We start from the raw sequence: 14,911 nt of genomic DNA, 5'->3' as shown, positions 1-14,911 counted from the left end.
TTCTAAAAATCAGATACGTTACTGTGTCATTCTCGCTTCAGCAGCTTTCAAGGCATCAGGTACACTTTGTCGGCCATCAACCACGTTGTCTAATGCGTCTTTCATGCTGTACCAAAAGGTAGTAAGTTGAGGGATATTTGGCATGATCTCACCATTCATAGCATTATTCATTGTCGCAGCGATGCGTGTATCAGATTCAATTTGTTTCTGGAATGACTTTAAAGCCACAGCACCCAGAGGTTTATCATCATTGAGACTTTTTAGACCCTGCTCAGTGAGTAAGTAATTTTCCAAAAACTCGACAGCTAATTCTTTATTAGGTGATACCGCACTAATGCCTCCTACCCATACCCCTACAAAAGGCTTCGACGCATGACCATTGAATTTGGGTAACGTGGTTACGCCGTAATCAATTCCTGCTTTATCAATGTTTGCCCACCCCCACGGACCATTGATTGTCATTGCAACATTACCAGCAGCAAACTCTGACTCGGAGATGGAATAGTTCATATCAGCGGAAATAACCCTGTTTTTAATCATCTCATTGATGAAGTTTAAAGATGCTTGGACCCCATCTTTTGCCACACCAACATCTTGAATGTCGTAGCCATCTTTGACTTGTTTAAAAGCATATCCACCATCTGCAGATAAAAGAGGCCAAGTGAAATATGCGCCATCTCGCAATGGCCACATGATCGCTTTCTTGCCTGATTTCTGCAATTTAGCATTCAAGGCAGGAATTTCTTCCCACGTTTTAGGAGGTGTTGGTAATAGTGACTTGTTATAAATTAAAGAGACCGACTCAACAGCAACAGGATAAGCTATCTTTTTCCCTTTATAAGTCGCTGCATCCCAAGTAAAACTTACTATCCCTTGCTCAATATTTTTCGATGGTTTTATTTCAGCAAGCAACCCAGCTTCTGCATAACCGCCAAAGCGATCATGGGCAAAAAATATAACATCTGGGCCTTCTCCAGAGGCAGCAACCTTGGGAAATTTCTCTTCCAATTTTTCAGGAAAAGCAACTGTAACTTCAACACCAGTTTCTGCCTCAAAACGCTTACCAATCTCAGCCATCCCTTCATAAGCTTTGTCACCACCAACCCAGATGGTCAGTTGCCCCTCTTCAATAGCAGCGTTAGTACTCATTGAGCATAGAGCCACTAGGGTGCTCAAGGTTACTGTACTTAGGGCATTTCTCATATTAACATCCTTTTTGTATATATTACGGACACAGACTAGTCAGGGGGAGTTACCCGATTCCACCCCCTATTTTCGCTAAATTATCAATTAGCTCATCATCCCATCTTCTACGCCTTGGCTATTATGACGTATTTTCGTGATCAACATCGGTGAACAACAGTAACGTAAATCACAAAAAACACTCTTATCGTGATCAGGTTCACCGATGTATGCTGCAGTTCTTTGAACTTGATCTAACAAACCGAACAGCTTGCAGACCCACCTACTCCCTCACTACTCCCCCTAACTAAATAAATATCAGGAGGATGTAGAGCCCTCGCGAGCCAAGCAAACTGATCTGGTCCCAAGGTGGGATAGTAGGAACTTTTTCCAGCGTATATTAGTTAAAGCACATATTAGTTAGATAGCTAATTTTCTGTATCAATAATAAAGCTGGATTACATTGCCGAGAGTCACTGTGATGAAAAATAGTACATAATATAATCAAAATGCAGTTTTCGATACAATCTTACTATATTTTATGGTTACTATATTTTATGTATGGGGAGCAGACTCTAAATTGGCTCTGAAGGGTGGTGCTTTAGTTCACCACCCATATTTCTTGCCCCAGCATTTCCCTCAGCAAGTATCCAAGTATGCTAGTCTTCAAGTTTATTGTGGTAGCTGTTGATGTATCGTTAAAGTCAAAGCATATGCTATGTGATTATTTTATATGGGCTAGTGCATTAAAAGAAGCATCAAACACCGCTAGTTCAGGCAAAAATGACCGTGAAAATAAACGGTACTAGATGTTACTGAAAATTGATAAATTTATTATATCACGCGGTAAAATAAAATATTGATCGAGGGCAAGATGGCAAGTGTCACATTAAAAAATGTATCTAAGGCTTATGACGACGTTTTAATCTCAAAAAACGTTAATCTGGAGATTGAGGAAGGCGAGTTTGTTGTATTCGTTGGTCCATCAGGCTGTGGAAAGTCAACCTTATTACGCTGTATAGCTGGTCTTGAAGACATCACGTCAGGCGAGCTATATATTGGTTCTCAGCACATGAATGAAGTAGAGCCATCAAAACGTGGTGTTGGTATGGTATTTCAATCATACGCCTTGTATCCACATTTAAACCTATATGACAACATGTCATTTGGTCTCAAGCTCAGCAAAGCAAGTAAAAGTGAGATAGATAAACGTGTAGAGCATGCTGCAGATGTTCTCCAACTCAGCCATTTGCTTGAACGCCAACCTAAAGCCTTGTCTGGAGGGCAAAGACAGCGAGTCGCCATAGGTCGAACCTTGGTTTCACAGCCAAAAGTATTTTTGCTGGATGAACCTTTATCAAACCTAGATGCAGCCCTACGCGTACAAATGCGCTCTGAGATTACCAAGCTTCAAAGAAAGCTGGGTTGTACAATGATATATGTAACTCACGATCAGGTTGAAGCGATGACAATGGCAGATAAGATCGTGGTGCTTGATGCTGGCTATGTCGCACAAGTAGGCAGGCCATTGGAGCTATATCATTACCCTAAAAATCGTTTTGTTGCTGGATTTATTGGTTCACCTAAAATGAATTTTATTAGCGTTTTCATCGAGGCGGTAGAGAATGAGCGAGTGATGGTTCAGCTCGCAAACGGCACTGCATTCTGGGTACCTGTAGATGGCCGAACTGTCACACGAGGAGAACGCATGTCATTAGGGGTACGGCCAGAACACCTGCTCCCTAAATCACAAGGCAATGCTTCGATTGAAGGTCAAGTAAGCATTGTAGAGAAACTAGGTAATGAAACCCAAGTGTACATGCATATTGAGGCGGCTGACGCAGATATCATTTATCGACAACCAGATACATTAGCTATTGAAGTGGGCGATAAGTTTATCGTCGATATACCAGCTCATCGATGCCATCTCTTTCACAATGACGGGACAGCTTGTGCGCGATTATACCTAGAAGCTGGCGTTAGTTTTGTAGAATAAACTTTAGCTATCTAATCAAAATCTATGAATGAAGGCTGTTGCATAATAAGGCAAACCATTGCCGCGCTAGACTAATTTTATCAGCTAAAGGGCAAACGAATCATGCCGCAAGGTGCCAGAACTAAGTACAAAGGGAAACTACACCATTTGGCAAAAATCAGAAATAAAAAACCGCTGTAAGAACAGTGGTTTTTTATTCAAAAGTGGCGGAGAGATAGGGATTTTAACCCTAAGTACACTATCAACCTAAATCGATTTTCAATACTGGAGGTTTCAACTTATCAGTCACCTATATTTGAAAATTGGATACTGGATATTGGCACGAGTTTTGTAAAGGCTTTGTTTCGTTAATCATAATTGAGTGTCGAATAGATAAACGCTCTAACAATGTACTATTTATTAAAAACACAGTAATACCCAATCAATTGCGTAGAGCAAAAACTCTAAATAGAATTATCTAATAAAATAATGTTTTTTTGCTAAAATTATGATTATTATGAAAAATATAGCGTTAAGGCAACATGTGTACGCCCAAAAGTCATTGCGTACAATTGTGAAGTGTTTCAAAATTGGTACGTTGGCATGTATTAATATCAGATTTCTGAGGTTTTATGAAAGTCGCAGACCTATTCAAACATCGTGGTGAAAAGTCGCAATCCGAATTTATGCAGTGGATGTCCCCTGCTGTACGTGAATATTGGGATGAGCTTTTACAAAAGACGAATAACCGCCAATTATTTGCACGTTTTTGGGATATGCAAAGGCCAGCGGTTAATGATGAAGTCCAGGTACCTGCAACAACAAATGATATTCGAGTAAAGACCATTGAATTAAAGCCTGAGGCGCAAAAACTTTATGCACAACTAGAAACAAAGCTCGGGCAAGTCATTCACACCGGTGATTGGCTAGACATATCTCAGCAACGTATTAACCAATTTGGTCAAATCACGGAAGATATGCAATGGATTCATACTAACCCCGAACGTGCAGAAGCAGAGTCACCTTTTAAAACCACTATTGCACATGGTTTTTTAACTCTGTCCATGTTGCCGAAACTTACAGATAGTATCGACCCAGAACATACCCTTTTCCCGACAGCAAAAATGGTGGTCAACATTGGTCTCAATCAAGTACGTTTCCCTTACCCAGTTAAAGCTAATAGTCGAATTCGTGCAGTAAGTACCCTATCTAAAGTAACTCCAATTAAGAAAGGACTTGAAATTGAGCGTGAAATCAAAGTTGAGATAGAAGGTATTCGACGTCCAGGCGCTATTGTGATTTCGGTCATCCAGCTTCATTTCTAATGAGAGACAAAGCCCTCCCTAGTTGATCACTGACTGATAGGTATATAACCATACTCTTTAATCAAGGTTCTCGCTTTAGCCCCCCGCAAGTATTTAATGAATAACTGCGCTTGCTGATCTAGCATTGAATCCTTGTATAAAACAAGAAAAGGCCGAGAAAGAGCATATTTATGATTTGCGATGGTTTGACTGTTTGCCTCAACCCCTTCAAATTTGACCGCTTTAATTGATCTATCTACTGAACCTGTAGAGATAAATCCGATTGCTTGTTTGTTGTGGCTAACTAAAGTTTTGACCATACTGTTGCTATTAACCACTAAGTTATCAGGGCTAATTGACGACACTTGACGGCCATTTACAATTTTAGTTAATCCTAGAAGGCTTTCAAAACTATATCGCGACCCAGATGAAACTTCTCGCGTTACTACTGCAATTTTTTGGTTAGATCCACCTACTGTTTTCCAATTATTAATAACACCCTTATATATATCATAAAGGATTTTGCGACTAATATTATCTATTGGATTGGATTTATTAACTACCACAGCCAAACCATCAAAAGCCAATGGGATTACAGTAAGAGATTCATCTTGCTCACTTTCAGTCAAATAACGTGAACTCATCCCGACATCAGTTACTCCCTTGCTTAATAGTGTAATTCCTGCTGTTGAGCCCACACCCTGTACGGCAATATAGGTCTCTGGATGGTTTTTATGGAAATCTTCAGCCAAAACATCCATCACTCGAGCGACAGAAGTCGAGCCCGATATATTGACCTCATTTGCTAATGCAGGATTAAAAAATAAAATTGACGTAAGTAAGGGTGTTAAAATCAAACGAATCATATCAATCTCCGATTCAAATTATGAAAAATGTACTGACGCTATGATATTTCGAGAAGATTACATTTTTGTGAAAAGCTATACAGACTCAGGAACATCTTATACTTATGATGTAGGAGAAAATGCAATGCTGGGGCTAGAATGGGACTGGTAAGTTTGCTACAAAAACAAGTAGAAAGCCGAGCACAGATTATCTGTTCTCAACGTAATAAAAGTTTACCGGCTGAACTAGGTAAAGCAAGTTATGAGGTTACTGACAATGGGGTCGTGTTCATTAAACAGCACTTTCTTCTTGATTCTACTCATTGCCACTACATGCTACCTGTGGCCAAGGTTATATGGAGCCTAGAAGAAGAGGTTTGGTTATTACTGGTTCCTGATGAAATCAACCAAACACACTGGCTTCCCTATCCGTACCTTGCCCAAAGTCAAGATATTACGGCAATAATGCGTGAAGTAGACAAAGATCCGAAGTCAGTATTCTGGGAAACATAGAGTCTTGGATTTTGTATTAATAAATGGGCAGTAAAGCATATTTCTCTGCCCATCAGGTTATCACCAATAAAGCTTGTAGATTTAAACAAATATTTCAACAGGCTTAGCCACAATACTTCGAGTTTCCTGGTTAACCTCATTAAGTACAACTTCTATGAAGCCGCCGACCCTATAAACAACATCATTATCAATAGAAACAGTTCCTGCTTCGGCATTAAACTTTAAACGCTCTTTATTAGCCAAGATTAAAGATCCAGGAACAAATACAACCGCCCCATTTTCTATTAAACGGACACGTAGCCCAGCACGTGATACATCAAAAATTTCACCGTTAAATATCGTACCTTTATTAGGTTCATCAGCTAAAGTACGCACATATAGCCACTCTGCTACATGACGCTCAGCTATTTTATGATGTTTACGATGGAGAGCTAATTCATCGCCAAGATTACCATCTGCAATTTGAGTGGGCGCTTTACCAAGAACATGAGCTTTTAGCATACGATGATTAACCATATCACCATACTTACGGATCGGCGAAGTCCATGTAGCATATAAATCAAGCCCCATTGCATAATGAGGTAATGGCTGATTACCGATTTCACTGTATGCTTGATATTTACGAATACGATAATCGAGGTAATTGGTATCTAGCTTAACTAACCAGCGACGAAGCTCTGAAAATCCCTCTAATGTTGTAATACTATCGATACTAAAGGTTGAATTCTTTTCTTCAGAGTTGACGAGTTCAATAACATCACTGATTTTCTCTTGCTTGAAGCCTGAATGAGTATTGAACACTCCGGAATCAAAACTTACTTGCAGTGCTTTTCCTGCACAAATGTTCGCGGTAATCATACATTCTTCAACTAGACGGTTTGCACTACGGCGAACATCTGCATGAATGCCAATCACGTCATTGTCTTCACTGAGTTCAAACCGATAATCTGGCCGGTCTGGAAAAATAACTGCATTGCTCTCACGCCACTGAAAGCGAGCCTTTGAGCATTCATGAAGCGCACCAATCACCTGGGCAATATCTTCATTAGGCCGCCAATGCTCTGCTTGTCCATTTTCCAACCAATCGGATACATGATCGTAGGCTAGACGAGCATGAGACTTGATATTGGCCGAAAAAAACTGTGCATCATTGCCAAGGGTACCATCACAGCCTATCGTAACTGTGCAGCAAAGTGCAGGTCTTAGCTCGCCTTCAACCAGAGAACATAGCTCATCCGCTAATTCACGTGGCAACATTGGGATATTGCGCCCCGGTAGATAAATGGTGAAACCTCGTTGACGAGCGACTTTATCCATATCAGATTCCGCAGCAATATAGGCTGTAGGATCTGCGATGGCGATCGTCAGTTCATACGACCCATCATCTTTCTTTTTAGCATATAGAGCGTCGTCCATATCTTGGGTAGATGAACCATCTATAGTAACGAAGGGGATATGTGTCATATCCAAACGTTCAAGATCAGCATCATCTTCTACCTGCCAATGCTCAACTCCAGATGGTTCTGTATTTGGCAAATCATTCTGAGCCAATGTAACCCACCAAGGCGCTATTTTATCGTCAGCATCAGCAATTTTGCTTGAAATTTCTGCCAGAAAAGAACTCTCTTCACTAAGTGGGTGTTGAATCAGGTGAGCAACAACCCAATCACCCTCTTTCAACTCATCTCGCTTCAAGCCTTTTTTTGTTTGAGCTTTCAGCGACAATCTCTTAAGTTGCGGACTATCTGGAACAACGTTCAGTTTTCCTTTAAACAATTTCACTCGACCAATGAATCGATCAACGCCTTGTTCTAGCAGAGCTTCTGGCTCAGCGACTTCTCGCTCTTTTTCGGTACGAATAATGGCTCTTACTTTATCTCCATGCATACACCTTTTCATATAGGGAGGTGGAATAAAGATGCTAGTTTTACTGTCGACTTCTAAAAAGCCAAAGCCTTTTTCCGTCGCTTTAATAACACCTTCTTTCTTGGGAAGGTTTTCTTGAATTTGCTGCTTCAATTGAGCCAGTAGAGGGTTATCTTGGAACATGTTAACTTCTAAATAATTCGTTTTATGTTCTGGATGCGATCACATCCAACGCTATATTATCAGCCAATCAGCCATCAGCTTCATGCTATGATAATGACATTTGTGGAGCTAATTTGTTGGCTCACATATTACTAGTTAATGCCATCAATGTATATCGTAGAAGCTTGAGAGCTAGACGCCTGTATAGTTTTCTATATTATCAGCCAGATCAATAACAAAAGTTCACTTTCTAGAACGTAATAAATGTAAGCAAAAGCATCCCCAACACAGTCTATCCATTTAAAGCTAGGAAAAATTTGTGATGTATTTCAATTTTTTCTGGCTTTTTTTGTGTATTTAGGGAATAATTTGCACCCCTTAGATATGTCCCTAGCGGCTTGATGCGATTTACGACTTATCCGCATCTGAACGGATTCAGCACTCACTGGATTGGTAATGGAATTGGTAGAGCTCGTGGGACCTTTTGTTGACATTTATATAGTAGGATCCCAATGACTGATTCTGTAATACAGTTTAGCGACTTAGCGCTGAACGACTCTATCCTTTCTTCATTAGATGGAATGGGTTTTGTTTCACCAACTCCTATCCAAGCAGCAGCAATACCGCACCTAATGAAAGGTACAGATGTACTCGGTAAAGCTCAGACTGGTACTGGTAAAACAGCTGCTTTTTCTTTACCCCTTTTGAACAAGCTGGACCTTTCTCAGCGCAAACCTCAATCTATCGTACTTGCTCCAACACGTGAGCTTGCAATTCAGGTTGCAGCAGAAATTAAAAACCTAGGGCAGAATATTACTGGCCTGAAGGTTCTAGAAATTTATGGTGGCGCATCAATCTCTGATCAAATGCGAGCTCTGAAGAACGGTGCACATATTGTTGTAGGTACACCTGGCCGAGTTCAAGATCTCATTAACCGTGAACGCCTCCACTTAGACGAAGTACACACATTTGTCCTTGACGAAGCTGATGAAATGCTAAATATGGGCTTTGTTGATGATGTAACAGAAATAATGGAGCATGCTCCTGAATCTGCTCAACGCGTTTTATTCTCTGCGACAATGCCACCAATGTTAAAAAGCATTGTAGAACGTTTTCTTCGCGGGCCTGCTACGGTTGATGTGGCAGGAAAAAACCACACCGTTGATAAAGTTGAACAACAGTTTTGGGTAGTAAAAGGTATCGAGAAAGATGAAGCTATGTCTCGCATGCTGGAAACAGAAGAAACTGATGCATCCATTGTTTTCGTTCGTACACGTCAAGACACAGAACGACTAGCAGATTGGCTATGTGCACGCGGATTTAAAGCTTCTGCGCTTCATGGCGATATTCCTCAGTCTTTGCGTGAGCGTACTGTTGACCACATTAAGCAAGGTGTTATCGACATTCTCGTCGCAACTGATGTAGTCGCTCGTGGTCTTGATGTACCAAGAATCACACACGTATTCAACTATGATATTCCTTTCGATGTAGAGTCCTATATTCATAGGATTGGCCGTACAGGTCGCGCAGGTCGTAAAGGTAAAGCCATACTCTTGGTACGTACCAATCAGATTCGTATGCTTCGTACTATAGAACGTGTAACCAAGTCCTTAATGGAGGAAATTCAACTTCCCCTACGTGATAAAGTTGCAGCAGCGCGCTTGGTTAAACTTGGCTCTGAACTTGAGCAAGAAAAGGAACATAAATCTTTAGATAGATTTACCGAACTAGTAGAAAAACTACAAGAAACTTTAGATATTGATGCAGTAACGCTTGCTTCAATGTTACTTAAACGTCAACAAGGTAAGCGCCCATTATTTTATATTGGCGAAGACCCAATGATCCAAGCTATTGAACGAGATAAGCAACGCCGTAAAGAGCGTCGTGATGGTGGACGCGACAACCGCGGCCGCGATCGAAGTGTTAACAACCAAGACTGGGATACCTACCAGCTTCAAGTTGGTCGCGAACAGGGTGTCCAAGTCAAGGATATCGTTGGTGCATTGGCAAATGAACTTGGCCTTACGAAGGGCTCGATTGGTGCTATTAAGCTAGCTCAAGGCGAAACTTATGTTCAGCTTCCAAAAGCGATGCCTTCTGAAACGGCAGGAAAACTACGTAAGCTTCGAATTCGCCAGAAGCAAGTAGATGCTGTGGTTTGTGACTTCGACGACTTCCGTGAACCTCGTGGCCGCCGTGATTCAGGCCGTGGAAGAGATGGTGCCGGGCGTCGTGATGGTGGTTTCCGTGGTAACCGTGAAGGTGGACGTCGCGAAGGTGGCAACCGCGAAGGTGCTCGACGAGATGGTGAACGTCGATTTGATCGCAATCGAGGTGGTGATAACCGTGGTAACTATCGAGGTGAGCGTGGCCACGGTCGTGATCGTCAAGTAGAAGCGTAACCAGCTTAGTAAATTGAAAGCCCACTGAAGTGGGCTTTCAATTCATAACACTCCAATGAGCAGGTGGCGTAAGGCCCCAACGTCTCAACTCTTTCTCTGAATAGATCGCTCGACCTTGTTCACCAATAGCAATAGGAATTTTATTAGCTTCTTTACCTGCCAATATTTCATTGACTAAACCTGCGGCTTGTTTGCCCTGACTTTCACCAAACAAAACAACACCACCACTTGCCTTTCCTTCTCCAACTGCAAAGTCCCAAAATGCAAACAATGGTGTTTGGGAATTCTCATTTGTCCAACTGAGTACCTCTGATGCCGGAACACTATTCCCCCCCTTATCTACAAGCGTATGATAAAGACCAACAATAATTACTGATACACCATCGTCCTTGGCACTAGTTACCTTCTCCTGCCATTCTTCTTGTGTTCCTATTAGAAGGATATCTGCTTCAACCTTAAGGTTCTTCTCAATTAATTGATATTGTTTTTTAATATGTTTAGCCGCTTCTTGAGAAGTCACTCCAGAGTCAAACATCACTCTAAATTTATGCTTTTTCTTGGGTAACATCTGACTTAAGTCTCGGATGTTTTTCACAAATAAAGGTAGCTCGAGTACCCCTGTCACTTTGGCTTGACCTTTGTATTTTTTCAAAAGTGAACGTGGATTTGAGTTTATACCTAAAAAAACAATTGATATGGGCTCTTGGTATAACTTAGGTAGCATGTATTTCAGCGCATTATCATCTCCCAAAACCACAATACTTGGCTTTATTTGCTGATAATATTCAAATGCTTCGTTAGCCTTGGCTTCAAACTGCTCAACAGGTACACGCTTGGTGTCCATCTGAAAGCTATGCAGCTCAGCTGATGATGACATTGCATCTTTGATGCCTTTTATATAGCTGACATCCCACGGATATTCAGCGTGATAACTTTCTATTAGTAGTACCTTTTCTGCACTTACACTACTCACGAATAAAAGCAAGCAAAACATGAGTGCTCTCATAATTAACTCCTAAAAATATTAATTACCTAATCAGTTTAGATTGAAAAATAAAATCGAGGCGTTTTTTCTTGATAAAAATTGATAAGTGCAAGCTATACTCAATTGAAAACACTATCTTTGAGTATTATGAGCCGAAGCAAAAAAGTAGATGAGAGTATTAATAACCCTCTACAAAGTCGAATTGGTCGTCGAATTATATTATTGATGGTGACGCTAAGCAGTTTTGTTACTTTATTCACCACCATACTTCAATTATCTTGGGACTATAAAAAAGAATTTAACGATGTGGAACAACGTCATATAGAAATACGTGACGTGCATGCTGGATTACTAGCTTCTTCTTTATGGTCATTCGACCTAGCCGTACTGCAAGAAAGACTTGATGGATTAGTTAACCTCCCCAAAATTGATTTTCTTGAAGTAAAATCCGGCAACTACACCTTTAATGCAGGTGAAACTGAAAAAGGCAATGTAGTCCACGAGACCTTTCCACTTACTTATCGCGATCCAGAAGACGGTCATTCTGAACAAATTGGTACAGTCTACGTAGAATCAAATGCGCAAGAAATATACGACTACCTACTCCACCAATTTATTTCCACTCTGATTCTTAATGCGCTCAAAACCACTCTAGTTTGCTCAATTATGCTATTGATATTTCATGCTAGTGTAAACCGACGAATATTCCAGATTGCTCAATATTTACGATCGTTTAACCCACGTCACCCAAGCAAGCCCCTGGTTTTAATGAAAAAACGTTGGATTTCGGAGAAAGATGACGAGTTAGATTGGCTAGGTGAGGGAGCAAACAAAATCAGTAATAACATTACAATGTTATATAACAGTATCAAAGAAGAGCAGGATCGTTTGGCAGATTTTACTAATGTTTCGTCAGATTGGCTGTGGGAAACAAACGAGCTTGGACATCTCACCTATTGCTCAGAAGCGATGAAGGAGTCATTGTCTCTAGTTGCTGTTCATGGCATAAGTTTAGCTGATATTGAGGCTCTGAAAAGCTCAGTCAACTTGCATCAAGCGGTTACTCGACGTAACGACTTTACGCATGTAGAAGTAAGTATTACGATAAATAGCATAACCTTACATTTACTCTTTCAGGCAACTGCTCGCTATGAAAAAAGCCAGTTTTTAGGCTTTAGAGGAACAGCCATCAACATTACTGAACTCAAACTGACTCAAATTGAACTTGAAGAACTCAACCAAAACTTGGAACATATGGTTGCCTCAAGAACACTCGATCTCAAGCAAAGTATGGAACAATTACAAGATACTCAAGATAAGCTGGTAGAATCAGAAAAACTCGCGGCTTTAGGTGGTCTAGTTGCAGGAGTTGCTCATGAAGTTAATACTCCGCTAGGTATAGCAGTAACTGCAACATCTGTGATTCGAGATGTAACTGGTGAACTTAATACCGCATTTGCATCACAAACCTTAACAAGTTCACAGTTTGAGTCACTGATGAAACGAATGTCCGATAGTAGTCAAATGCTTGAGCATAACTTAAATCGAGCAGCGCAGTTGATAAGAGACTTCAAGCAAACCGCAGTTGACCAAGTTTCAGAAGCGCGTTCGCAATTCAATGTTTCACAAGTTATTGAAGCTCTTTTAGCAAGCCTACACCCTGAAACACGTAAAGTACCAGTCAAACCTGAATTGACAGGTGATCATTCTGTATTGATGAACAGTCTACCCGGTGTACTCACTCAAATAATATCCAACCTCGTCATGAACAGCATTAATCATGCTTTTGAAAGCCAACCACACGCTGAAATCTCCATCAATTTTTTCCAAGATGGTGATACTATCATTTTTGAATATCGCGATAACGGCAGTGGTGTTGAAGATTCTCTACACCAGAAGATTTTTGAACCCTTCTATACCAGCAAACGCGGTTTGGGTGGCTCTGGGCTGGGCTTAAATCTAGTGTTTAATTTAGTACATCAAAAACTAAAAGGAGAGCTGGAGTTCAGCTCTCAATTAGGTAGCGGCGTGTTCTTTAAGTTGATTATCCCAGCAAACCTACCGCTTGATACAAATACATAACTACAATAATCACCTTAGTCTGGAAGAGACTCTCTTATCGCTAAAAACTCATCCCAATGTTTAACGAGTAACTCCACCAATTGAGGCTCGAACTGCTTACCTTTCTGGGCAACCAACTCAAGCATAATTTGCTCATCACTCCATGGTTGTTTATAACTACGCTTGGAACCCAAGGCATCAAATACATCGGCTAGCGCAGTGATTCGCCCAGAAATAGGGATATCGAGTCCAGATAGGCCATTTGGGTAGCCAGTACCATCCCATTTTTCATGGTGATAGCCCGCAATTTCTTTTGCGACTGTCATTAAGCGACGTTTAGACTTGCTTAAAATATCAACTCCATAATCTACATGCTTCTTCATAATTTCCCACTCTTCGGCATCCAACTTGCCAGGTTTATGAAGAATTGAATCTGGCACTGCAACTTTACCTACATCATGTAGTGGCGAGGCATATTTGATCATAGATGCATCATAATCACTTAAACCGTATAGCGATGCTAATTTTTCACTGAATAAGGAAACCCGTTGTACGTGAGCACCAGTTTCCTTACTACGAGCTTCCACAGCATTTGCAAGGTTATAAACAAGTTCTTTAGACGTTTCTCGGATATCAAGCATCAGACTAAGATTCTCAAATGTCAGGCCGATATTCTGCATGTAAATTTCAAGAAGCTGCATATCCAGTTCAGTTAACTCACGGCTAACGTTAACATATAGAATGCAATCAACGCCTTGTTCATCATGGGAAAATAAAACATAAGAATCACCAAAATTCTCAGACTGACGTGATTTAAACACTTGCTTACACCGTGTCGCGACTTCCTCTGGGAGTTTTTCAAATGAACATTCACTATAGGTATCAACAAAAGTTCCCGTTGCAGCCAAAGTCAATGCTCGAGACTCTTCACCATCGGGCCTAGGCTGAACTATGCAATACAGAGCTGATTGCTCAAGCATTAGCAAAGATGTCAATTGTTCAAGAACTGATGTAGCATAAGTTTGCAGTGTCGTCGTATTTTGCACACAAGCTGAGGCTTCAATAACTTTACTCAAACCTTTTTTCTGCTGCTCTATCAGACACAAGTCTCGATATGAACGTAACATGGAGTAGAGCAAAGTCTTTAACTTTTGAGTTGTTAGTTCGGTTTTTTCTTTATAATCATCAATTTCATATTCACGAATGACAGTATCTTCTGGAGCTTGGCCTGCCTGCCCCGTTCGTAATACGAGTCTAACTAGACTATTTCCTAATGTGCTACGAATATACCTTACTAAATCTAACCCAGCATGCTCGGTTTCCATGACAACATCGACTAAAGCCAGTGAAATATCGTCATGTTGCGTAAATAATTCCTTAGCTTCATCTCCAGAATAAGCCGAAATTAAATCAAGTTTTCGCCCCTCAAACTCAAAATCTGATAGCGCAAGCTTAGTCACTTGATGCATTTGCTCATCATCATCTATCAGAAGAACTTTCCATGGCAACATAAGATATTCAGCAGGTGTGTGTGCATCACCAGCTTCCGGTTGATCTGACTGTCGGTGGTCTGCAAACATTTCCATTTAACATTTAACCCCTTGTCACACTTCTAT

10 protein-coding genes are annotated in these 14,911 nt (G+C 40.7%); 5 read left to right on the top strand and 5 right to left on the bottom strand.

Annotated features, from left to right (window positions below; translation table 11 throughout):
- Positions 1-18 precede the first annotated feature (18 nt).
- Positions 19-1,203, bottom strand: a complete 1,185-nt coding sequence (gene malE / locus OCV27_RS17845) for a maltose/maltodextrin ABC transporter substrate-binding protein MalE (protein WP_125321210.1) — start codon at positions 1,201-1,203, stop codon at positions 19-21.
- A gap of 853 nt (positions 1,204-2,056) precedes the next feature.
- On the opposite strand from malE, the gene malK reads away from it, so the two are divergent.
- Positions 2,057-3,178: a maltose/maltodextrin ABC transporter ATP-binding protein MalK gene (gene malK, locus OCV27_RS17840; protein ID WP_125321208.1), complete on the top strand. Its 1,122-nt coding sequence runs from the start codon at positions 2,057-2,059 to the stop codon at positions 3,176-3,178.
- Between the two features lie 611 nt (positions 3,179-3,789).
- Positions 3,790-4,482, top strand: coding sequence for a MaoC family dehydratase (locus tag OCV27_RS17835; RefSeq protein ID WP_125321206.1), 693 nt, complete (start codon positions 3,790-3,792; stop codon positions 4,480-4,482).
- Positions 4,483-4,508: 26 nt separating this feature from the next.
- Here OCV27_RS17835 and OCV27_RS17830 read toward each other — a convergent pair whose 3' ends face one another.
- On the bottom strand, positions 4,509-5,327 hold the full coding sequence (locus OCV27_RS17830) for a phosphate ABC transporter substrate-binding protein (RefSeq protein ID WP_125321204.1): 819 nt from the start codon (positions 5,325-5,327) through the stop codon (positions 4,509-4,511).
- A 138-nt stretch (positions 5,328-5,465) separates the two neighbouring features.
- Here OCV27_RS17830 and OCV27_RS17825 point away from each other — a divergent pair, with 138 nt between their 5' ends.
- Positions 5,466-5,819 carry a DUF3024 domain-containing protein gene (locus OCV27_RS17825; RefSeq protein WP_125321203.1) on the top strand — a complete coding sequence of 118 codons (354 nt, stop codon included), beginning with the start codon at positions 5,466-5,468 and terminating at the stop codon, positions 5,817-5,819.
- An 81-nt stretch (positions 5,820-5,900) separates the two neighbouring features.
- Here OCV27_RS17825 and rnb read toward each other — a convergent pair whose 3' ends face one another.
- On the bottom strand, positions 5,901-7,868 hold the full coding sequence (gene rnb / locus OCV27_RS17820; RefSeq protein WP_125321201.1) for an exoribonuclease II: 1,968 nt from the start codon (positions 7,866-7,868) through the stop codon (positions 5,901-5,903).
- Between the two features lie 491 nt (positions 7,869-8,359).
- Here rnb and OCV27_RS17815 point away from each other — a divergent pair, with 491 nt between their 5' ends.
- Entirely contained in the window at positions 8,360-10,249 is a 1,890-nt protein-coding gene (locus OCV27_RS17815; RefSeq protein ID WP_125321200.1) for a DEAD/DEAH box helicase, read from the top strand.
- Between the two features lie 37 nt (positions 10,250-10,286).
- On the opposite strand, the gene OCV27_RS17810 is transcribed toward OCV27_RS17815, so the two are convergent.
- Positions 10,287-11,255 (bottom strand): ABC transporter substrate-binding protein, encoded by a 969-nt coding sequence (locus tag OCV27_RS17810; protein WP_125321199.1) that lies wholly within the window; start codon positions 11,253-11,255, stop codon positions 10,287-10,289.
- A gap of 126 nt (positions 11,256-11,381) precedes the next feature.
- Between OCV27_RS17810 and OCV27_RS17805 the strand changes: the two genes are divergently transcribed.
- Positions 11,382-13,316: a sensor histidine kinase gene (locus OCV27_RS17805; RefSeq protein ID WP_125321198.1), complete on the top strand. Its 1,935-nt coding sequence runs from the start codon at positions 11,382-11,384 to the stop codon at positions 13,314-13,316.
- A 14-nt stretch (positions 13,317-13,330) separates the two neighbouring features.
- Here the strand turns inward: OCV27_RS17805 and OCV27_RS17800 are convergent, their stop codons facing one another.
- On the bottom strand, positions 13,331-14,881 hold the full coding sequence (locus OCV27_RS17800; RefSeq protein ID WP_125321196.1) for a response regulator: 1,551 nt from the start codon (positions 14,879-14,881) through the stop codon (positions 13,331-13,333).
- Positions 14,882-14,911 lie beyond the last annotated feature (30 nt).

The organism is Vibrio pectenicida (assembly GCA_024347015.1).
Classification (GTDB): domain Bacteria; phylum Pseudomonadota; class Gammaproteobacteria; order Enterobacterales; family Vibrionaceae; genus Vibrio; species Vibrio pectenicida.
Note: the sequence above shows the minus strand (reverse complement) of the source record. Positions and strands in the feature narration are given on the sequence as shown.